Below are 22426 nucleotides of genomic sequence, written 5' to 3' on the forward strand. Positions count from 1 at the left end.
TTTTGTTTAACGGTTGTTTTTCTGTACTCCAAATTCAAATAAATATTAATACTAAGTAGTCTTGTTCTAAAATGAACAAGCAAGACAAATTTTATGAAAAAATCATATATATTATTACACATTGCTGTAATATTAGCTGGGTTTACAGGCATTTTTGGTAAGCTAATTTCTCTCAATGAAGGTTTGTTAACGTGGTACAGAGTATTGTTCTCTGCGATATTTCTGTTTATTATTTTGAAATTGTTCAAAATTAATCATCAAATAAGCAATGAGGAAAAGTGGAGAATGGCAAAAGTAGGAATGCTCATAACCATTCATTGGGTATTTTTCTATGCGAGCATCAAATACTCAAATATTTCGATTGGTGTGATTTGTTATAGTTTGACGAGTTTTTTTACGGCACTTTTCAAACCTTTGATTGACAAAAATAAGTTTGTTTTTACCGAGATTATTCTAAGTAGTTTAACATTATTAGGTATAAGCCTGATGTTTCATTTTGATAGTTCTTATCAATTAGGGATTGTCTTAGGGATTGTATCATCCGCTTTTGCTTCACTATATACGATTTATAGTGAGAAGCTCGTAAGTCGCTATGATAGTAAGGTTATTAATTATTACCAGATGATTGGTGGTACGGTTGGTTTAGGATTATTGCTTCCTATTTATTTACATTTTTTTCCGGCAGAAATGGTTTTACCCAGTTGGAAAGACTTTTTGTATTTGATTGTGCTATCTGTTTTCTGTACAGTTGGATTGTATGTAACCGTTACAGAAGTTCTGAAGAAAATATCTGCATTCACGGTCAATTTATCATTTAATCTTGAACCCGTTTATGCTATAATTATTGCTTTTTTGTTCTTCAACGAAGGCAAGGAAGTTAGTTTTTCGTTTTATGTAGGATTATTCTTTATTATGTTATCAGTGATTTTACAATCACTAATCTCTACGAGGAAATCAAAATAAGCTAATTGAAATTTTAGAATTAAAGGGACATAAGTATTTTTCTTGTGTCCTTTTTTTTGTGGGGTTTTCAGTAAAATGGCAGGTAACGTTTTGGGGCTTTGCGATGGTGGGGCAATCGAAGCGCAAATCTTAAATTTTGTACAAAAGTTGAACCGAACAACTACCGTTGAACTTTGCAGTTTCGCCCCACTATTGCAAAACCCTTGTTAGCGGCTGGGCTTTTGTAGGTATGTTTTTCAAATGTGTTGTTCATTTTTTATTCGGCAACAAAATGTCTGTTTCATAGCCTAATTTCTTCAAATATTTCAATCCATTTTGTTTTTCTATTTTGTTTGTTCCTGTCCATCCGTTTTTTCGTCCTTGCAAAATCAATTCTTTAATATATTTTGGTTCATTAATATTAACATTATCATCTGTATTCTTTATTATGTTTGTCAATTTTACGCCTGATTTTAAGATTTGTCCCATATAATAGTGGTCAATCGTTAGAAATTCTATTATTAATGGTGTCTGTTTTAGTCCGTCTAAAAATACTTTTACAGTCAGCGTATTTGTTTCAGTTCCTAAATGATATTTGTCTGTAACAGAATACAAGTACACTAAATCTTCAATAGTTATTTTTCTCAACTTATTTTTCATTATCTGTCAATTCACTTTCGTGTTGAATTCCATTTGCATTTATTCTACAATTCCATTTGCAAATTGGAAATAATCCTGTTTTGTTTAACTCTACAGTTCCGGTAGCAACTAAATTGTCATTAATACCATTTTCGTCAGTATCGTCCATATAAATGTCAACTTGTTTGCCTTGAAAAAGTAAAACTTCTTTTCCTTCATAGTCCAGTTTAATGTCTTGTTGAGAAAGCAGAACTAAATCGTTTTCGATAAGTTCGTTAAAGTCTACATACAGTCTTGAATTGTTCATTTTAAGCTCGTGTACTAATTTAAGTAAGGTCTGTTTAGCCTTGCCGCTAACAACCAAATATACGCATTGCGCCAAAATAAAATATATACAGTTGCGTCAATCCTTTTTTTGATTTTTTTTAATATACTGATTATCATTTTATTATTTTTTTGTTACTTTTGGTTATGCGCAACTGAGAAATATTTTACAATGGAAAAAAATTATTCAGAAAGGTTTAAAACCGTTCTTACTATGCAGCGATATTCTGAAAACAGCATCAGAAATTATGTTTCAAATCTAAATTACTTTCTTAAAGTTTCCTCCAAATTTGAGCCTGAAGAAATTTCACAAAAACAGCTGGAAGATTTTATTATCTGGCTTGTAGACAAAAAGAAAATAGGCCAGTCTCATCAAAAGACTATGATGGCAACTATTACTAAATTCTATGGTGATATCTTGCACAGAAAGATTGATCTTAGGCATTTGTATCCTAAAAGAAAAGAGTATAAATTGCCAAAATTTCTTTCCAAAGATGAAGTGAAAAGAATTCTGGATGCTACCGAAAATCTAAAGCATAAAACCATTCTTACTACTATTTACTCTTGCGGTTTAAGACTCAGCGAAGCCGTAGCTGTTCAGATTTCTGATGTAAAATCAAAAGAAAACCTTCTGCTTATAAGACAAAGCAAAGGAAACAAAGACAGAGTTGTTCCGCTGTCAGAAAAACTTGTAGATATTTTAAGAGAATATTACAGAGAATACAAACCCAAACAGTTCCTGTTTGAAGGACAGGCAGGAGAGCAATACTCACCAAGAAGTGTTCAGCAAATTCTTAAAAATTCACTTAAAAAAGCAAACATATACTCACCCGCATCTGTACATACTTTGAGACATTCTTACGCAACCCATCTTCTGGAAAATGGAACCGATATCAGAATTATAAAAGAATTGTTGGGGCATAACAATATTAAAACCACCGAAATTTATACTCACATCACTGATGTCAGTAAACTGCGTGTGAAAAGCCCGCTGGATTTTTTGTAGATTTCAGTTTGTAATGGTATTTTTGTTCATCTCACAATTAACTATTCTTACAATCTCGAAGTATCTAAGTCCATAACAACTCCATAGTAATTCCATAAAAATATAGGACTTGCTATGGAAGAACTATAGAATATAATTGTAGTTTGGGTTTAACTAAAACGAAGAAACAGCAAACAAAACCAATCCAAAATCAAAACTTGGTTGAAGTTAAAGACAAAAAAATTGTGAAAGATACAGTAGTGTAGAAACCTAATCTTCAGGCCTATCTGCAAGCGAATCCTTAAGCTTCAGCAGTTCAGCTTTTACAAACTCCAGACGGTCAATCAAGGTAACGGTTTCTGAAATTTTTGAGTTGGTGGTTAAGGCAATTTTTGCTCCGTCGAGCGTGTAACCTTTTTCTTTTACCAAATGATAAATGATCTGTAGGTTTTTAATATCTTCAGGAGTGAAATAGCGGTTTCCCTTTTTATTTTTTTTAGGTTTGATAATCGGGAATTCCTGCTCCCAATATCTAATCAATGAAGCGTTTACGTCGAAAGCTTTGGCTACTTCGCCAATAGAATAATAGAGTTTGTCTGGTAAATTGATCTTCATTGCTGTAAAACTGAATTTTCAAAGATAATTATTTTTTAAACTACGCTACAAGTCGTAAATTGTAAACTTTAAAATGAGCAGAATGAAAAATAAATGGAGTCTGGGTCTTCTTGGTTTGGTTTTGGTATTAGTAAGCTGTAAATCAGTAAATTATTCTAATATGTTTGATGAAGGCACCGAACCGAAATTAATTTCAAAACAATTCTCTTTTACAGAAGGTCCTGCAGCCGACAAAGCAGGAAATGTTTACTTTACCGATCAACCCAACGATAAAATCTACTTTTGGGATGCAAAAACCGATAAAGTAGAAATGTTTTTAGACAAAACAGGCCGCGCCAACGGAACATATTTCGATAAAAACGACAATCTGATTACATGTTCTGATGATCAGGGAGAAATTTGGAAAATCTCAAAAAACAAATCTGTAGAAGTTTTATCTAAAGGTTTTGAAGGAAAAAGATTAAACGGTCCCAACGATTTGTGGATTGATGATTTGGGTGGAATGTATTTTACCGATCCTTTGTATGAAAGAGATTACTGGACGAATTTTAAGCAGGAAATTTTTGAAAAAAACCTGTACTACAGAAACAAATCCGGACAAATATCAAAACTCGAAACCTTCATACAACCCAACGGAATTATTGGGAGTGTTAAACTAAAGAAACTCTATGTTTCAGATATTGATGCTAAGAAAACCTATGTTTATGATATTTTAGGTGAAGGAAAACTTTCTAAGAAAAAACTTTTTTGCGAGATGGGTTCAGACGGAATGACTTTAGATAAAGAAGGAAATCTTTACATTACAGGTGATGGCGTAACCGTTTTTAATTCGAAAGGCGAAAAAATCCATCACATCAAAATTGCAGAAGACTGGACTTCCAACGTGACTTTCGGAGGCGATAAAAATAATATTCTGTTTATTACTGCTTCAAAATCAGTTTATACATTGCCGACGAAAACTACTGGGATTAAGTAGGTTAAGGTTAAGGTTAAGGTTAAGGTTAAGGTTAAGGTTAAGGTTGCGATTTTTTTTCAGTCTAAACCTAAGCCTTTGCCTCAACCTAATATCAACTCACTTTGAATTTCTTCGGGGATTTCCCTGTCAGTTGCGTAAACTTCCTGTAAAAATATTCCAGTGTATTAAATCCTGATTCAAAACAGATATTCTTAATGTCAATTTCAGGATTATTGATAAGCAATTGTTTGGCATGCTCAATGCGTAACTCTATAATATATTCAACCGGAGTACAATTGTACGTATTTTTAAATTTCTTAAATAAATTTGCCTCGCTCATTCCCGCAATCGTAGCGAGTTTTTTTATGGTAATCGGTTCACGATAATTGTTCTTTATAAAATGTACAACTTCCTGTAATCCGTTTTGTATAGTTTCCGTTGGATTTGTATGAAGTAAAAGATGTTTTGCGTTTGTTTTTAGCAATTCGTAGATGAGCTCTTTTAGGCTTAAACTTAAAAGAAAATCGGATGTTCCGTATAATTTTTCGTCAATTCTTCTATTATAAAGATTCGTCAGGCTTTTCCAAAGTGATTCGTCAGAACTTACAAATTTCTTCACCGTATTTTCCTGCATCATAATTCCTGTTTTTTCCCAGTCTGGATGCCAGTTTTCAATAACTTCCGAGAAAACAGTGTCTACATATTCCTGTTCGATATCCAAAACCAGACATTTTGTAGGTTCATGGAAATTTGGGTGAATATCAATGCTCAGTTCTTTATTACAAGGTGGAATGAAAACGCTTCTTTCATTAAATTCAAACACTTCATCTTCATTTCTGATAATTTTGTTTCCACTCAACATGAGAGTGACTACAGGTTTTTCAAAAAAGAAAGGAAAATCGTGGCATACTACATTTGTCTCAAATACATTCAATTCACCGAAAGGAATGCTAAAAACGGTTCTTTCTTCAATCTTTTCCATTATGGCTTAGAGTTTAGGTTAAAAAAAATAGAGAATAAGTAAATGATTTATATCATGTTTTCGTCATTTTCGAGCTATGGAAAATACAAAATAATTTCAAACTATGGAAAATATGTCATTAGTAAAAGAAAGTAAAACAGTAACAGACTCATTTTTATCTCTAAATCCCTCAACCTTAGAGGTTATTGGTGAAGTGGTGAATACATCGAAAGAGGAAATAGATACGAAAATAAAGAAGTCTAAAATTGCCCAAAAACTATGGTCAGCAAGACCAGATTCGGAAAGAAAAGAGATTTTAATGAAGGTTGCTGAAGCTTTAGAACAAAATTCAAAGCATTTAGCAGAATGGATTACGCGCGAACAGGGAAAACCTTTAAGCGGTCCGGGTTCCAACTTTGAAATGCAGGCTTGTGTAGGCTGGACTCAGGTTCCCGCATCCTTAGATTTAAATGAAGAAATCGTTTTTGAAGACGAAACGAGAAAAGACGTTTTATACAGAAAACCAATCGGCGTTGTTGCTGCAATTGCTCCGTGGAACTGGCCTTTAATGATTGCAATCTGGCAGATTATCCCGTCTTTGAGAATGGGAAATACGGTTATTTTAAAGCCTTCAGAATACACGACATTTTCAACTTTAGAAATGATAAAAGTGATTAATTCTGTGCTTCCCGAAGACGTTTTACAAGTTGTTACAGGTAGAGGAGAAGTAGGATCATATCTTACGGAGCATTCCGATATTGGGAAAATCATGTTCACAGGTTCTATCGCTACAGGGAAAAAAGTAATTGAGGCTTCTTCTAAAAATATGGCTCGTTTAACTCTGGAATGTGGTGGAAATGATGCCGGTATTATTCTACCCGGGCTTGATGTAGCAAAACATATAGAAAATATTTTTTGGGGCGCATTCCTGAATATGGGACAAACTTGCGCTTGTCTGAAAAGATTATACGTTCATGAAGATGATTACGAAAAAGTGGTTCAGGCTTTATCTGATTATTCTTCTAATATTCCGATGGGCGATGGTGCGAATGAAGCGAATGTTTTAGGGCCAATCCAGAATAAAATGCAGTTCGATAAAATTCAGGATTTAATTCAAGATGCTGAAAGTAATGGAGCAGATTTTAGATTTAAAGGAAATAAGCCTGATTTGGGAGGATATTTTATTCCTATAACACTTGTCGGAAATGTCGATAACGGAAACAGGATCGTGGATGAAGAGCAATTTGGTCCTGTTCTACCAATTATTAAGTATACAACGATTGAAGAAGCGATTGAAAAAGCAAACGAGTCAGAAAATGGTTTGGGAGCTTCAGTTTGGAGTGATAATTTGGAAGAAGCCGAAAAAGTTGCCGCTCAGTTAGAAGCCGGAACAGTTTGGATTAATCAGCATGGCGCAATCAATCCTTTTGTGCCTTTTGGAGGAGCAAAACAATCCGGTTACGGTGTAGAATTCGGGATTGAAGGTTTGAAAGCTGTTACTGTTCCTAAAGTAATCAGCATCAAAAAATAATAGAGTCAGAAGAGAAAGTCTTCAAAATAATTAGTTTAAAAAATAGTCAGCAAAACAGAAAAATAAAAAACTTATGAAATACGATTTTATCATTGTCGGATCTGGTTCGGCAGGCGCAGTAATTGCGAATAGATTAAGCGAAAATTCAAATATTAATGTTCTTCTTTTGGAAGCGGGTTCAGAAGATAATGTTCCTGAAATTCATGCACAAGCGGGTTGGCCTGCAATCTGGAATACCGAAAGAGATTGGGCGTATCACACCGTAGCTCAGGAAAATGCAGGAGGGAATACAAGATATTGGCCAAGAGGAAAAACTTTAGGTGGATCAAGTTCTATCAACGGAATGATTTATATAAGAGGTCACAGACAAGATTATGATCATTGGGCTTACAATGGTTGTGTTGGCTGGGATTGGCAAAGTGTTTTGCCTTATTTCAAAAAATCTGAAACGCATGAAGAGGGTGCAGATGAAACTCACGGTGGAGATGGACCTCTTTTTGTGAGTCGAATTAAAAAACCAAATCCGATTTCCATAAGTGCTTTGAAAGCCTGTACAGAATTAGGTTTTCCTGAGACTGATGATTTCAATAAAGAAATTTGGGGTTCAGGTCTAAATCATCTTTCGGTTGGTAAAGACGGAACGAGATGTTCTACGGCAAAAGCATTTTTAGATCCAATAAAATCAAGAGAAAATCTGGAAATTCAAACCAATGCTTTAGCACAAAAGTTAATTTTTGAAGGAGATCAATGTGTAGGAGTTTTATATTTAAAAAATGGAGAATTGGTTGAAGCCAGAGCTGAAAAAGAAGTGATTGTTTCTGCCGGAACAATTGAATCGGCTAAACTTCTTATGCTTTCTGGAATCGGCGATAAAAATGAACTGGAATCTGTAGGGATTTCTGTAGTGAAAGATTTAAAAGGTGTCGGTAGAAATCTTCAGGATCATCTTTTAACGAGTGTTATTTTTAAAGCTAAAAAAGAAATTCCTGCTCCGGAAGCCAATTTATTGGAAGCCCAATTATTCTGGAAAAGTAAAGAGGAAATGGTCTTCCCGGATTTACAGCCTTTGTTCATGGGATTGCCATATTACAGTCCGGGTTTTACGGGACCAGCTGAAGCATTTACTTTTTGTGCCGGATTTATCAGACCTGCAAGCCGCGGTTATATTAAACTGACTTCCTCTAATCCGAATGACAATTTAGAAATCAATCCAAATTATTTAGGTGAAGAATCTGATTTGGAAGCATTATATAAATGTGTTGAAATCTGCCGTGAAATGGGGAAAACCGAAGCCATGAAAGAGTGGAACGATGGCGAAATTTATCCGGGAGAAGGAAAAACCAAAGAAGAAGTCATTGATTATATTAAAAAATCATGCTCCACCTATCATCACATGACGGGAACCTGCAAGATGGGAATCGACAGCAGTTCTGTTGTTGATCCAAGACTGAAAGTTTACGGAGTTAAAGGATTACGTGTTGCTGATGCTTCGATTATGCCCGATGTAGTTTCAGGAAATACCAATGCACCGACAATCATGATTGGGGAAAAAGCTGCCGATATGATTAAAGAAGATCATAGTTTGCAAACTGAAGTTCACGCTGAAAAATTATCATTAGCTTGAAATTAGAATTTATTTATAAGTTTATCTTAACAGCTTGAAAACAAGTGGTATATTGTCATTCTGTAGGAATCTAAGCTGTTATTTTACTGTGTTGATATTCTTTCAGAATGACAAAAAGATGCCTAAAAGTACTCTTTTACAAATTGCTATGCATCATCATTTGTGAAATGGGCGAGAGACTTAAATAACAAAGTCGTTTCAAATTCTGAAACGACTTTGTATTTTTTTTTAGCCTAAACCTTAGCCTAAACCTAATAAGCAACCTCCATCTTCACTTTCTTGCCTTTCAGTTTTTCAGTACTTAATTTTTTCAGTAACTCTCTTACTTTGCTTCTTGAAACGGCCACGTAAGAAGTGTTGTCTTTTACCTCAATTAAACCGACATCTTCTTTTTGAAGCTCACCTTTTTTCATCAGATAACCTACAATGTCCACTTTGTTTACTTTATCTTTTTTTCCGGCGCTGATGTAAACAGTCTGGAAAGGAGAATTAGCCGGAACTTTAGAGAATTCTTTTACCGACTCTTCCGGAGTATCTTTTTTAATGAATGCAAATTTTTCGTCTTCAGTCATAATTAAATAAACAGAACCTTTAGCATTCATTCTTGCTGTTCTTCCATTTCTGTGAATAAAAGCATCTTCAGTTGTCGGCAACTGATAATGAACGATTGATTCAACTTCAGGAACATCTAAACCTCGAGCAGCCAAATCTGTCGTGATTAAAACTCTCGCTGTATCATTTCTGAATTTCAGCAAAGCACGTTCTCTTTCGTCCTGTTCCATACCGCCGTGGAAGGTTTCTCTGTCGATTCCTTTTTCACGCAAAAGCTCGGAAATACGGTCAACAGCTTCACGGTGATTACAGAAAATCAGCGTTCTTTTATTCCCTATTTTACAGATCAAATGAAATAAAGTATCGAGTTTTTCTTCAGAAATCGTCATTACTTTTCTCAGCTGAATATCAGGTTTATTTTCTCCTAATTTTAAGAAATCAACGATTTTTTCATCTTTTAAACCTGTAAACTTCGGAATTTCATCCATTGACGTTGCCGAAGTCAGAATTCTTTGGTAAAGATTGTACATATTTTCGATAATGTATTCCATATCCTCATGAAAGCCCAATTCCAAAGCCTTGTCGAATTCGTCTAAAACCAGATTTCTAATGGTTTTTACCTCAATATTTTTATTTTTAAGATGATATGCAACTCTACCGGGAGTTCCTATTAATACAGCAGGAGCTTCTTTAAGATTGTTCATTTCAATCTTTTTATCGTGACCGCCGTAGCAAACCGTTACTTTATAATCAGTTCCCATTGATTTGAAAACCTGCTCAATCTGCAAAGCCAGTTCTCTTGCCGGAACCAAAATGACAGCCTGAATTCCAGTTGCCTCTTTCTTTAAATTTCTAAGAACCGGAAAAAGAAAAGCCAGTGTTTTTCCTGAACCCGTAGGCGAAAGAAGAACAACGTCTGTATTGTTTTCAGTAGTTTTGTATGTAGATTTCTGCATCTGATTCATATCCTGAATCTGCAGTTTTTTGTAAATAGATTCTAATTCCATTTTGCAAAGGTAGGGGATTTTAGAAATTGAACCTATTTTAAAAAAATGTTGGTTTTATTTTTAGAATAATGTTTGAAACTATGAGCAAAAAAATAGTTTGGAACTTTATCAATATTGAATTAGTCAATTTTGGATAATAAAATTTTTATGGGTTTGATATTTTCGTAGGGTTCTTTTTCATGTGCGAATTGTAAATTATCAAAAGCAATAGCAGATTTACCTTTAATTATTTCTTCATTCACTATCTCTTCTAACACTGCAATCCCAACTGCGGAAACACCGTGATAATCTAAAAGAATAATATCGTTTTTTTTGAATAGTGCTTTTATAACAAGAGCTTTTTTTTTGTTAAAACTTAAATGCTCATATTTCTCATTTGGATTCAGTTTTAGTTCGTCAATAATCTTTTCTGAGTTTACTTTATCAATTTTCATTTTATTAATCAGAAACTTATGGACTGTCAATGGATTGAGAACTGATAAAAAATAATTTTGCTGATAGTTTTTTTGCCCAAGGCAGATCAGCTTTTTGATTTTGGAATCGTTTGATTAATTCTATGGTTAAATCGAAACCTAAGGGTTTATTTTCATGATTAAAATTTGGAATGTATATTCTGATTAAATTCCCGCATTTGAGTTCAAATTCGGGGATTCGAATTCCGTTAATTTCAAAATTTTCACTGTGAAAAATATCTTTCATTTTGCTATTGAAATCTTTAAAATTTAAGCGATTTAAAGATAATTAAATATTCATTGATGTCGAAATAAAAAAGTGAGTATAGTGGAATTCAAATATTTTGAAGAAATTTGCAAAGCCATCAACTATTATCCTATGACTCCTGAGAAAACAAAACTCATGACCGACAGTTTCAACCGCTCCGTAACGTTGAAATTCTACAATGCCGAACTTCTTGAACTGGAAACCGATTTTATTTCCATTAAAATTCCAAAAATGGAGCTCATGACCAGAAAAGCAGGTATGTTCAACGGTGCAATGATTGCTTCTTTGGTGGATGTTTCTTCAGGTTATGCTGCGGTAAGCCATTATGAAGAAGATTGTTATGTGGTGACGGTGGAGTTGAAAGTAAATTATCTTCGTCCCGCAATAGGCGATGCGTTGGTTTCAAAATCGTATGTCGTAAAAGGTGGAGCTAAAATAAGCGTCATCCGAACAGAAATTTATACCGTGAATGAAGATCATTCTACTGAAAGCCATGTCGCAACTTCTTTGGTTACGATGATGAAAATTAAATAAAATTAGAGCAGACTATTGGAATAAATCTTGTAAAGACTGTCAAAAAAATCTTTAACAAATTTTTCTTTACCCCAACCCTAAAGGGTGGAAAAATATCTTGAAAAATTTCATCAAAATAACTTCCTTTAGGGTTGGGGTGATTAATTTTGATGAAATTTTGGCTAACTGAAAAATAAATTTAAACATAAAAATATGAACATACTTATCCGACTTTTCATCACCGCAATCGTAGCATTTCTACTGACAAAAGTGCTTTCAGGTGTGCATTTCGACGGTTTTACCGGAGCTGTAATTTTCGCTGTCGTTTTAGGCGTTTTAAATTTAATTCTAAAACCAATTTTGAAACTATTCGGGCTTCCGTTGACGATTATTACTTTAGGATTCTTCGCTTTAGTCATCAATGCAATCATTATTTTAGTTGCTGATTATTTTATTGATTCCATGAAAGTCGATGGCTTTTGGTGGGCATTTATTTTCAGTATTTTGCTTTCTATCATTACATCTTTGGCAAATTCGATGTTTGCTGACAAAGATTAAATAATTTAAATACATTTCTAATATGATGCAACCCTGCCAGCGTTCAAAATGCTGGCAGGGTTTTAAATTTGCTTATGATATTTGCAAATATGGTTAGTTGAAATTAATGTTGAAATCAAACTAAATCCACAATTTCCTCGCTCAATTTTATTTTAAATATTAACTTTGGCATTCTCTGAAATTAATATGAATTGATGAATGAAAATCCTGAAATTCTTTTAAAATGATTCTTTTATGAAATTAAAACACAGTCTGCTTGCTTTGGCAGCACCTCTTTTAATGAATGCACAACAGGTAATGACTCCTGAAATTCTCTGGACTTTAAAGAAAGTTGGAGTTCAGGCAGTCTCTCCCGACCACAATTCACTGATTTATAAAGTCGGACAGGTCGATTTAAAAACTGAAAAAACAAAAAGCGAAAACTATTTTTTAAATGCTGTCAATAATCAGGCTTCTAAAATTGATTTAGGAAAAAAAGCACTCGTTCAGTGGGATAAAAACGGTTTGTACGCGCAGGAAGGCGACAAAATTTTCCTTTCAAAAGACAGCGGAAAAACATGGACAGAATTTTACACCATCGGCGAGGTGGACAATGTTGTCATTTCTCCGGACGGAAAGAAAATTGCCTTCAGCAAACAGGTTTTGGTAGAAAAATTAATGGGAAAGGATAAATATTCCGATACTCCAAAAACGACTGCGCAGGTTTATACTGATTTAAATCACAGACATTGGGATTATTTCAATGAAGGAAAATACAATCATGTTTTTGTAGTGAATACTTCAGCAAATGTAGATTCTGCAAAAGATTTGCTGGAAGGAAAAACCTGGGATTCTCCGCAAAGACCCTTCGGTGGAGCGGAAGATTTTCTTTTCAGTCCGGATTCTACGCAGCTTTTATATGTAACGAAACCAAAAAGTGGTAAGGATTATTCTACCAGCACCAACACCGATATTTTTGCATACGATTTGGCTTCAGGAACAACTAAAAATTTAACTGAAACAAATAAAGGTTACGACGTCAACCCAAAATTCAGTCCTGACGGAAAATCTTTGGTTTGGCAGAGTATGGAAAGAGACGGTTATGAAGCCGACAAAAACGACATCAAACTGATGGACTGGAAATCCGGCAAGACTTCAAACTTAACGAAAGCATGGGATGAATCTGTTTCCGGCGATGTTTTCTGGAGTGGAGATTCGAAATCGATTTATTTTACAGCAGCTTTCAGAGGTACGAAGCAGTTGTTTTCTTTAAATCCTAAAGATGCTAAAATTCAGCAGATTACAAAAGGTGATTTTGACGTAAATGAAATTTTTGCAGACCTGAAAAGTTCGCTTTTAGTTTCTAAAACAGACATCAATCACGCGTCAGAAATTTTCTCGGTAAACATTAAAAACGGAGAATTAAAGCAGATTACCGACGCCAATAAAGATACTTATGCAAAATTAGCACAGGGAAAATCTGAACTGAAAATGGTGAAAACCACAGACGGAAAAGAAATGGGCGTATGGTTTCATTACCCGCCGAATTTTGATCCAAACAAAAAATATCCAACTTTAGTGTATTGTCAGGGCGGACCGCAGTCTGCATTAACGCAATTCTTCAGCACCAGATGGAATTTTGCATTAATGGCAGCCAACGGATACATCGTGGTAGCACCAAACCGTCGCGGAATGCCGGGGTGGGGTACAAAATGGAACGAAGAAATCTCCAGAGACTGGGGGGGACAACCGATCAGAGATTATTTATCAGCAACAGATTTTGCCAAAACGTTACCGTATGTTGACGGTGAAAGAGTAGCGGCAGTTGGCGCGAGTTACGGTGGTTACAGCGTTTTTATGTTGGCAGGAGTTCATAATAACCGATTTAAAACATTCATTGCTCACGACGGATTATTTGATATGAAATCATGGTACTTAACCACAGAAGAACTTTGGTTTGCCAATTGGGATTTGGGTTCTCCTTGGGAAAAACCGCTTCCAAAAGCTTACACAGAATTTAATCCGAGTAATTTTGTTGATAAATGGAACAGACCTATCATGATTTTCCAGGGTGGTATTGATTTCAGAGTTGGTTACGAACAAGGGCAGGAAGCTTTTCAGGCTGCTAAACTGAAAGGTTTAAAATCAAAATTCGTCTATTTCCCGAACGAAAATCACTGGGTACTTCATCCGCAAAACGGTTTGGTGTGGCAGAGAGAATTTTTTGACTGGTTGAAAGAGACATTGTAGTTTTAAGTTTTTCTAATCATAAAAATCTTTAAAAAATTATTTATTGACGGAGAAATTTCCGAAATGACCTTCTAATAAACCAAAAACCTTGTCAACCCGACAAGGTTTTTACTTTTTCAATTCTTCATACGACTTAGGAAACGGAGGCGTTAAAAAATTTTGAAAAATTTCCGTTAAGAAATCTCCACTGTCTGAGTGGCGGCAAAATTAGGTATTCAATGATAGAATTAGATTACCGCCCGAAACCTTTAGGTTCGACGACTAAAAGGAGTCAATTTTGGAGATTTTAGGAAATATTTTAAAATTTTAGCCGAGTTTTCAAGTCTTGTCCCGAACCTTCGGGATTGGTTCTTTTGTTTGACTTCGTCGAATCTTCGATTTCAAGACAAAAGAGCTATTTACCATCCTGTGCCCCGAAAACCTTTTGCAAAATACTCGTCGTTCTCATCACCGAATTATTTCTTATCCCGCTTTCTTTTTCAGCCACCATTTTGAAAACACCGTTAATCGTTTCATTGGTCACGTATTCATTTAAATCTGTAGAAACGGCTTGTCCAGTCAGTGTGTTGTATTTTGAAATTAAATTATTCCAGACTTTATCGGCACCTACTTTTCCTAACGAAGCCTTTACTTTTGGCTGAAAAGCAGTGAACAGTTGAGCCTGAGTTTTGCTTTGTAAATAATTGGTTGCAGAATTGTCATTTCCCAACAAAATATTTTTCGCATCGGTAATCGTCATTGTGGTGATGGCTTTTGTGAAAATCGGGGCAGCTTCCGTTACGGCATCTTCTGCGGCTCTGTTTAACAATTTTACACCCTGATCAGCCAGACTTCCCAATCCGAAAGCACGAAGTTTGGTGTCGATTACTCTTAATTTTTCGGGCATTAAAATTTTTACCGCTTCATTTTTAAGGAAACCGTCGGTTACGCCGAGTTTTTTCACACCTTCAGTAACGCCCAAATTCAAAGCTTCTTTCAAACCTGATGAGATTTGATTTGAAGTAAGACTTCCTAAATTAACTGAAGAAGTATTTTTTGTTGGAGTTTGAGTACTTGTAGTGGAAGTAGTTGGTGTCGTTTTAGGATTGTTGAGATCAACACCCGTTTGATTTTTGACCGTAGATTTAATGATATCTAAAATTTGTGCTTGTGCAGAAACCGAGAATAATAATACGGCTGCTAAAAGAAAAGTTTTTTTCATCGTTTATTTTTATACAAAATTAGATGTTTTGAAGATGAAATAGTTAAATGATAGACTGAATTTTTCAGAAAATAATTATATTCGCTAAAATCTAATTCCACCAAAAATGAAGCGTTTTCTTTTGGCTTTTTCTTTACTCATTTCGGGTTTCTTTTTTTCTCAGGATAAATTAAATTTAATTCCTTATCCACAGAAAGTGATAATAAAAGAAGGAGAATTTGTTATTCCTAAAAAATTTGTATTAAATAAAAACCTTCCAAAACAGGAAACAGAATATTTTAAAAAGCATTTTGATAAAGAATATAATTTTATTGATCAAAAAAGACATGAGGAATCTCATTTACAATCAGCCTTGTTATCAGAGTTAAGTCGTATACCTTTTGATGAAAAAGAAAGTAAAGAAAAGTATTCAATTATTATTTCTTCAGAACGTATTACTATTATGACAAGGACAAAGCAAGGATATTTTTTAGCAATACAAACTTTAATTCAGTTATTCGACCAATATAAAAGTAAAGGTAAAATTCCTGCAATGGTTATTACAGATGAGCCTAAATTCGCTTGGCGCGGAATGCATCTCGATGTTTGCCGTCATTTTTTCCCCGTTGAAGAAGTGAAACAGTATATCGATTATTTAGCAATGTACAAACTCAATACTTTTCACTGGCACTTAACCGACGATCAGGGCTGGAGAATTGAAATAAAAAAATATCCAAAGCTTACTCAAATCGGTTCAAAACGTAAAGAATCCATGATTGGAGCTTACGTGGATGATACTTATGACGGGAAACCTTATGGGCCGTTTTTTTACACCCAAGACCAAATTAAGGAAGTTGTTAAATACGCTCAGGACAGACATATTACGGTTGTTCCCGAAATTGAAATGCCTGGTCATGCTTTGGCTGCCCTTTCTGCCTATCCGGAATTGGCTTGCACGAAAGGACCTTTCGAAGCGGCGACAAAATGGGGCGTTTTTGATGATGTATTCTGTCCGAAAGATGAAACGTTTACTTTTTTAGAAAATGTTTTGGATGAAATCATTCAACTTTTTCCTTCGCAATACATCCATATCGGTGGCGATGAATGCCCGAAAACAAGATGGAAAGAATGTGTTCACTGTCAGGCTTTAATCAAAAAACATAATCTGAAAGATGAGCACGGATTACAAAGTTATTTTATCCAGAGAATTGAAAAATATGTCAACAAAAAAGGCTGTAAAATTATCGGTTGGGACGAAATTTTAGAAGGTGGATTGGCTCCTAATGCCGCAGTAATGAGCTGGACGGGCATCAAAGGTGGAATTGAAGCCGCAAAAACCAATCATTTTGCCGTGATGACGCCCGGAGCATATTGTTATTTTGACCATTATCAGGGCGATCCTCAGACCGAGCCGAATGCGTTCGGAGGTTTCACGCCTTTGGATAAAGTCTATTCATACAACCCGATTCCTGCTGAACTGAATGCAGAGCAGTCGAAATACATTTTAGGAGTTCAGGCAAATTTATGGACGGAATATATTCTGGATTTTAAACAAGTTCAGTATATGATTTTCCCAAGATTATTCGCACTTTCAGAAGTCGGTTGGGGAACTTCAAAGCCTGAAAATTACAAGGAATTTGAAAACAGAGTGGTGGAGCATTTTAAGATTTTAGATAAAATGAACATCAACTATGCTAAAAGTATCTACAATATTTCCGGAAAAGTAATTCCAAATAAAAACGGTGTTTCTTATGAACTTTCAACGTCTCAAAATCCAAACGGAATTAAATTTACAGTTGACGGCAACGAGCCAAAAGCCAATTCTACGATGTATCAGAATCCGATTGCTGTTTCAAAAGAAATGACTGTAAAATCTGCTTATTTTGAAAATGGACAATTGAAATCTGCCGTTTCTTCTCAAAATTTCACCACCTCAAAAACGACAGGAAAAACGATTACTTTAGAACATCAGCCTGGCGAAAATTATTCCTTCGGCGGCGCTTTTACCTTGGTTGACGGAATTGTTGGAAATGTAAAACAGTTAGGGAAAACCTGGCTTGGTTTTCAGGGAAAAGATGTTGTTGCAACAATCGATTTAGGCGAAAAAACAAGTTTCTCAGAAGTTTATTTCAATACATTAGACAACAAAGGAAGCTGGATTCATCTGGCAAAATCTGCCACGGTTTCCATTTCTGATGATGGCAAAAATTTTAAAACAATAAAAGAAATTGGAAAAGAGGAGATTCTTTCAGCCAAAGGAAAAATCAGTCTAAAAGTCGGAAATCAAAATGCTAAATTTATTAAAATTAAAATAGAAAACGCAGGAATTATTCCCCCAGGAAATCCAGGCGCAGATTCCAAAGCATGGCTTTTCGTCGATGAAATTGGAGCGAATTAATTCAAGATTTAAAATTTAAGATTAACCTTAACCTCAACCTAAAATATGAATTCAAGAAGGAAATTTTTAAAAACCACAGGGATTTTATCATCTGCCCTGCTACTGAACCCTTTAGATTTAATTGCTAAAGAAGTTCCGGAAAACGAAGATAGGTTTGTAAATAAACCAATCGTTCTTTCCACATGGAATTTTGGTTTAAAAGCTAATGAAGAAGCATGGACTATTCTTGGAAAAGGCGGTCGTGCCTTGGATGCGGTGGAAAAAGGCGTTCGATTAGTAGAAAATGACCCGACTGAAAGAAGTGTTGGTTATGGTGGTCGCCCAGACAGAGATGGAATAGTAACTCTGGATGCCTGTATTATGGATGAAAACTATAATATCGGTTCGGTTGCGGCTTTAGAAAATATTAAAAATCCAATTTCTGTTGCGAGAGCCGTGATGGAAAAAACGCCACACGTGATGTTGGTAGGCGACGGAGCTTTTCAGTTTGCGGTTTCTCAAGGTTTTAAAAAAGAAAATTTGCTCACTGCAGAATCCGAAAAAGAATGGAAAGAATGGCTTAAAACCAGTGAGTATAGACCAGTTGCCAATATAGAAAACCATGATACCATTGGAATGATTGCTTTGGATGCTCAGGGAAATCTTTCAGGAGCTTGTACCACCAGCGGAATGGCTTTCAAAATGCACGGCAGGGTAGGTGATTCGCCCATTATTGGTGCGGGTTTGTTCGTTGATAATGAAGTTGGTGCAGCCACGGCAACAGGACATGGCGAAGAAGTCATCAGAACGGTTGGAACTCATCTTGTAGTCGAACTGATGCGACAAGGGAGAAATCCTCAGCAGGCTTGTAGAGAGGCCGTAGAAAGGATTGTGAATATTACAAAGAAAAGAAATAAAAATTTAAAAGATATTCAGGTAGGCTTCATTGCCATCAATAAAAAAGGAGAATATGGCTCCTACTGTATTCAGGACGGATTCAATTTCGCCGTTTACGACCAAAAAGGAAACCGTCTGGAGAAGCCTGGATTTGCTTTAAAGTAAGGGAAAGAGCCAAGAAAAAAGTAAAAAGAGCCAAGTGCAGGATTTTAGTCATAAATCCCTAACCTCGAACCTCAAACCTCAAATCAACCTATGTTTTTAGAAATAGCCACCTTCGATATCACTTCCGCTGAGATAGCCTTGAATTCTGTTGCTGACAGAATTGAATTTTGCGCCGATATCAATTCGGGCGGAGTCACTCCCGACCTGGAAGAACTGAGATATTTAAAAGATAAATATTCGAAACCGATTCATGTGATGATTCGTCCTGTTGGTGGCGGTTTTATGTACAGCGATTCAGAATTTATGCGGATGCAGCGGGATATCATTGAATTTTCGAAAGCCAAAGCTGATGGTTTTGTCTTCGGAATTTTAGATGAAAATCAGGAAATTGATTACGAAAAAAACAGACTGTTGGTTGATCTTGCCAACGGGAAACCATGCGTTTTTCACAGAGCCATCGACAGAACCAAAAACATTTTTGAATCTGCAGAAAAACTGATCGAATTGGGTTTCAGGGAAATTCTCACTTCCGGTGGAGAAAATTCTGCGATGGAAGGAAAAGAAAATTTAAAAAAACTCATTGAAAATTGTGGTGATGATACTAAAATTTTAATCGGCGGCGGCGTCCGTTCGAATAATATTTCAGAGCTTAAAAATGTGACGGGTGGAAAATATTTTCACTCTTCGGCGGTGTTGTCTTATGAATCGTTTGCCAATGCTGAGGAGATTAAAAGGTTGAAGGTTAATTTGTAAAATTAAAATTCTTTTCAATCAGATATACGTCGAGTTTGTCATCCTGAAAGGATCTAAGCAAAGCTTTAGCGTCAGATTCTTATATTATTTAAGCATTAATGAACTTGAAAAATCATTCTGATCTTTTTGCCGTTGATATCCTTTGTCTTCGTCGAAACTTAAAGGTTTCAGGATGACAAACTATGTGTACAGTCTTTCTATTAACTAAATTGATATGAATAAGCTTTTACTTATTACTTTTTTTCTAATACAGGCCTTCATTTTTGCTCAATTTTCCGAGCGGAATCTGTCGGCAGAAAAATGGTATTTCAAAAATACAAAAGAACAAAAATGGCTTCCGGCCGCGGTTCCGGGAACCGTTCATTTAGATTTGATGGATCATAAAATTATTCCCGATCCTTACAAAGATGAAAACGAGAAAAAAGTACAGTGGGTAGAAAATGAAGACTGGGATTATCAGACGGTTTTTAAAATTTCAGCTAAAGAATTACAAAATCAAAATGCTGAATTGGTTTTTCATGGATTGGATACGTTTACTGAAATTTATTTAAACGGAAAACTTTTGAAAAAAACCGATAATATGTTCAGAACATGGACGATTCCTATTAATCAAAATTTAAAAATTGGTGACAATACTTTACAGATTAAATTTAAATCTTCTGTCAATATCGGGAAAGATTTAGCTAAAAAAGTTCCGTTTACAATGCCAGAATCGCCTCGCAGTTTTGTCAGAAAAGCGCAGTATCAGTTTGGCTGGGATTGGGGACCAAGGCTGGTTACTGCAGGAATCTGGAAAGATGTAAAATTAAACTTCTGGAATTCTGCAATCATTAAAAATGTTAAAACCGCTCAAACTATTATTGAAAATAAAGCAAAAGTAAACTTTGAAATTGAAATTGATGCTCAGGATTCGGGAACATATTATTTGAAAATCAATGATTTGAGTAAAATGATTTCTCTTAAAAAGGGTAACAATAAAATTGAGTTTCCGTACGAAATTAAAAATCCAAAACTGTGGCAACCCAACGGATGGGGAGATGCAAACCTTTATGGCTTTGAAATTGGATTGGCGAAAAATCAAGAGTATATTCAAACTAAAAACTTGAAAATCGGTTTCAGAACCATCGAACTAATTCAGGAAAAAGACGAAAAAGGAAAATCATTCTATTTTAAAGTCAACGGAAATCCGATGTACGCAAAAGGTACCAACTGGATTCCTTCCGACAGTTTTACGCCGAGAATTACCAAAGAAAAATACCAAAAACTCATCAAAGACTGCAAAGATGCCAACATGAATATGATTCGCGTCTGGGGCGGCGGAATTTACGAAGATGATGAATTCTACAAAGCCTGCGACGAAAACGGAATTCTCGTTTGGCAGGATTTTATGTTTGCCGGAAGCTTTTATCCGTCAGACGAAGATTTTTTAAACAATGTAAAAGAAGAGGTCAGAGATCAGGTCAACCGACTTCAGAATCATCCGTCAATCGCTTTGTGGTGCGGAAATAATGAAATTGATGAAGCCATCGTCAACTGGGGTTATCAGAAGCAGTTTAAATATTCAAAAGAAGATTCGCTGCAGGTCTGGAAAGATTATAAAAAGGTTTTCCACGAAGTTATTCCGAATGTTTTGAAAGAAAATTTAACATCAGAAAAGAACATTTACTGGCCCACGTCACCGTCGATTGGGTGGGGACACAAAGAAAGCTTAACCGAAGGCGATTCTCATTATTGGGGCGTCTGGTGGGGCGAATTTCCGTTTGAAATTTACAATGAAAAAGTTCCGAGATTTGCTTCTGAGTACGGTTTTCAGGGAATGCCAACTCTGGAAGCAGTAAAATCTATGTTTTCTGGCCAACCGGAATTGAGTTTAGAAAATCCAACTATCAAAGCGCACGAAAAAAACGCAAGAGGATTCGAAATTATTCAGAAATACATGGTACGTGATTATGTCGTTCCTAAAGATTTTGTGAAATACAATTATGTGTCTCAATTGCTTCAGGCACGTGGAATGCAGATTGCGATTGAAGCTCACCGCCGTGCAAAACCTTATAATATGGGAACTTTGTATTGGCAACTGAATGATTGCTGGCCAGTTATTTCGTGGTCATCAATTGATTATTTGGGTAACTGGAAAGCGTTGCATTATCAGGTGAAAAGAAGTTTTGAAAATCAGGTGATTTTAACGGAAGAAATTGACGGTTTTTTGAATTTTTACGCCGTAAATGATGAATTAAAAAAGTATGAAGACATCAAAGTAGAAATTCAGGTTGTTGATTTTAACGGGAAAATTTTAAATGATATAACAACTGTTCAGAAAGGCAAAACTTTGGATGGAGTTGCAAAGATTGAGAAAATCGAAATTAAAAATTTAATCAAATATTCCAACAAAAATGAAATCTTTTTGAAACTGACTTTAAAAGATGTTAATCAGAAAATCATTGCCGAAAACACGTATTTCTTCGCAAAACCAAAAGATTTGAAACTCACAAAACCCAATATTAAAATCAGGAAAATATCTTCCACAGAAATTGAAATTTCTACCGATATTCTGGCGAAAGATGTCTATTTAATGGGCGATCATCATTTTTCTGACAACTTTTTTGATTTGCTTCCAAAAACTTCAAAAAGAGTTAAGCTTTCAAAACCTTTGGAAAAAGTTGAGGTGATGACATTGTGGGATACGATGTATTAGAGCTGGATTAAACCTTCAAGGTTTCGGAAACCTTGAAGGTTTTTTTCAACAATAAACCCTGCCAGCGTTTCAAACGCTGGCAGGGTTGAAAGTGGATATTCTATTTTCGAACATAACCTTAACCTTAACCTTAACCTTAACCTTGACCTCACAAAAAATTGCACTTCTCTTCAGAAACAATTAATTTTACACTTTTAAATTTCT

At 35.3% G+C, this 22426-nt stretch carries 20 protein-coding genes; 12 read left to right on the top strand and 8 right to left on the bottom strand.

The genetic code is table 11. The features are described from left to right. Window positions 1-93: 93 nt before the first annotated feature. Complete coding sequence (locus AC2A1G_RS02330; RefSeq protein ID WP_484045345.1) at window positions 94-963, top strand: DMT family transporter; 870 nt, start codon at window positions 94-96, stop codon at window positions 961-963. A 249-nt stretch (window positions 964-1212) separates the two neighbouring features. Here the strand turns inward: AC2A1G_RS02330 and AC2A1G_RS02335 are convergent, their stop codons facing one another. Together AC2A1G_RS02335 and AC2A1G_RS02340 are read right to left on the bottom strand one after the other, a co-directional pair. Next, a complete protein-coding gene (locus AC2A1G_RS02335; protein WP_484045346.1) occupies window positions 1213-1602 on the bottom strand; it encodes a hypothetical protein in 390 nt (129 codons plus the stop codon). Beyond that, window positions 1592-1888 carry a hypothetical protein gene (locus tag AC2A1G_RS02340; RefSeq protein WP_484045347.1) on the bottom strand — a complete coding sequence of 99 codons (297 nt, stop codon included), beginning with the start codon at window positions 1886-1888 and terminating at the stop codon, window positions 1592-1594. Before AC2A1G_RS02340 ends, AC2A1G_RS02335 begins: the two co-directional genes overlap by 11 nt. A gap of 189 nt (window positions 1889-2077) precedes the next feature. Here AC2A1G_RS02340 and AC2A1G_RS02345 point away from each other — a divergent pair, with 189 nt between their 5' ends. Continuing rightward, window positions 2078-2911: a tyrosine-type recombinase/integrase gene (locus AC2A1G_RS02345; protein WP_484045348.1), complete on the top strand. Its 834-nt coding sequence runs from the start codon at window positions 2078-2080 to the stop codon at window positions 2909-2911. Between the two features lie 249 nt (window positions 2912-3160). Here AC2A1G_RS02345 and AC2A1G_RS02350 read toward each other — a convergent pair whose 3' ends face one another. Further along, the gene (locus AC2A1G_RS02350; protein ID WP_484045349.1) at window positions 3161-3505 is read right to left on the bottom strand and encodes a MerR family transcriptional regulator; all 345 of its coding nucleotides are present in this window, start codon (window positions 3503-3505) and stop codon (window positions 3161-3163) included. 82 nt (window positions 3506-3587) lie between these two features. Between AC2A1G_RS02350 and AC2A1G_RS02355 the strand changes: the two genes are divergently transcribed. Beyond that, the gene (locus AC2A1G_RS02355; RefSeq protein ID WP_484045350.1) at window positions 3588-4481 is read left to right on the top strand and encodes an SMP-30/gluconolactonase/LRE family protein; all 894 of its coding nucleotides are present in this window, start codon (window positions 3588-3590) and stop codon (window positions 4479-4481) included. A gap of 91 nt (window positions 4482-4572) precedes the next feature. Here AC2A1G_RS02355 and AC2A1G_RS02360 read toward each other — a convergent pair whose 3' ends face one another. Next, window positions 4573-5442, bottom strand: a complete 870-nt coding sequence (locus AC2A1G_RS02360) for a helix-turn-helix domain-containing protein (RefSeq protein WP_484045351.1) — start codon at window positions 5440-5442, stop codon at window positions 4573-4575. Window positions 5443-5554: 112 nt separating this feature from the next. On the opposite strand from AC2A1G_RS02360, the gene AC2A1G_RS02365 reads away from it, so the two are divergent. Together AC2A1G_RS02365 and AC2A1G_RS02370 are read left to right on the top strand one after the other, a co-directional pair. Beyond that, window positions 5555-6952 carry an aldehyde dehydrogenase family protein gene (locus AC2A1G_RS02365; protein WP_484045352.1) on the top strand — a complete coding sequence of 466 codons (1398 nt, stop codon included), beginning with the start codon at window positions 5555-5557 and terminating at the stop codon, window positions 6950-6952. 73 nt (window positions 6953-7025) lie between these two features. Continuing rightward, the gene (locus AC2A1G_RS02370; RefSeq protein ID WP_484045353.1) at window positions 7026-8576 is read left to right on the top strand and encodes a GMC family oxidoreductase; all 1551 of its coding nucleotides are present in this window, start codon (window positions 7026-7028) and stop codon (window positions 8574-8576) included. A 251-nt stretch (window positions 8577-8827) separates the two neighbouring features. Here AC2A1G_RS02370 and AC2A1G_RS02375 read toward each other — a convergent pair whose 3' ends face one another. From AC2A1G_RS02375 to AC2A1G_RS02385, 3 genes are all read right to left on the bottom strand, one after another. After that, a complete protein-coding gene (locus tag AC2A1G_RS02375; RefSeq protein ID WP_484045354.1) occupies window positions 8828-10135 on the bottom strand; it encodes a DEAD/DEAH box helicase in 1308 nt (435 codons plus the stop codon). A 119-nt stretch (window positions 10136-10254) separates the two neighbouring features. Next, complete coding sequence (locus tag AC2A1G_RS02380; RefSeq protein ID WP_484045355.1) at window positions 10255-10569, bottom strand: hypothetical protein; 315 nt, start codon at window positions 10567-10569, stop codon at window positions 10255-10257. A gap of 16 nt (window positions 10570-10585) precedes the next feature. Next, a complete protein-coding gene (locus tag AC2A1G_RS02385; protein ID WP_484045356.1) occupies window positions 10586-10834 on the bottom strand; it encodes a hypothetical protein in 249 nt (82 codons plus the stop codon). A gap of 81 nt (window positions 10835-10915) precedes the next feature. Between AC2A1G_RS02385 and AC2A1G_RS02390 the strand changes: the two genes are divergently transcribed. From AC2A1G_RS02390 to AC2A1G_RS02400, 3 genes are all read left to right on the top strand, one after another. Further along, window positions 10916-11389: a PaaI family thioesterase gene (locus tag AC2A1G_RS02390; protein ID WP_484045357.1), complete on the top strand. Its 474-nt coding sequence runs from the start codon at window positions 10916-10918 to the stop codon at window positions 11387-11389. Window positions 11390-11581: 192 nt separating this feature from the next. After that, window positions 11582-11926, top strand: coding sequence for a phage holin family protein (locus AC2A1G_RS02395; RefSeq protein WP_484045358.1), 345 nt, complete (start codon window positions 11582-11584; stop codon window positions 11924-11926). A 234-nt stretch (window positions 11927-12160) separates the two neighbouring features. After that, on the top strand, window positions 12161-14155 hold the full coding sequence (locus AC2A1G_RS02400) for a S9 family peptidase (protein WP_484045359.1): 1995 nt from the start codon (window positions 12161-12163) through the stop codon (window positions 14153-14155). Between the two features lie 394 nt (window positions 14156-14549). Here the strand turns inward: AC2A1G_RS02400 and AC2A1G_RS02405 are convergent, their stop codons facing one another. Continuing rightward, a complete protein-coding gene (locus AC2A1G_RS02405; RefSeq protein WP_484045360.1) occupies window positions 14550-15356 on the bottom strand; it encodes a DUF4197 domain-containing protein in 807 nt (268 codons plus the stop codon). A gap of 106 nt (window positions 15357-15462) precedes the next feature. On the opposite strand from AC2A1G_RS02405, the gene AC2A1G_RS02410 reads away from it, so the two are divergent. From AC2A1G_RS02410 to AC2A1G_RS02425, 4 genes are all read left to right on the top strand, one after another. Continuing rightward, window positions 15463-17733 carry a glycoside hydrolase family 20 protein gene (locus AC2A1G_RS02410; RefSeq protein WP_484045361.1) on the top strand — a complete coding sequence of 757 codons (2271 nt, stop codon included), beginning with the start codon at window positions 15463-15465 and terminating at the stop codon, window positions 17731-17733. Between the two features lie 45 nt (window positions 17734-17778). Then, window positions 17779-18774 (top strand): isoaspartyl peptidase/L-asparaginase family protein, encoded by a 996-nt coding sequence (locus tag AC2A1G_RS02415; protein WP_484045362.1) that lies wholly within the window; start codon window positions 17779-17781, stop codon window positions 18772-18774. A gap of 90 nt (window positions 18775-18864) precedes the next feature. Further along, window positions 18865-19527, top strand: a complete 663-nt coding sequence (locus tag AC2A1G_RS02420) for a copper homeostasis protein CutC (protein ID WP_484045363.1) — start codon at window positions 18865-18867, stop codon at window positions 19525-19527. A 214-nt stretch (window positions 19528-19741) separates the two neighbouring features. Further along, window positions 19742-22222 carry a beta-mannosidase gene (locus AC2A1G_RS02425; RefSeq protein WP_484045364.1) on the top strand — a complete coding sequence of 827 codons (2481 nt, stop codon included), beginning with the start codon at window positions 19742-19744 and terminating at the stop codon, window positions 22220-22222. Window positions 22223-22426 lie beyond the last annotated feature (204 nt).

Source organism: Chryseobacterium sp. HNCC26DJ240 (assembly GCF_057180485.1).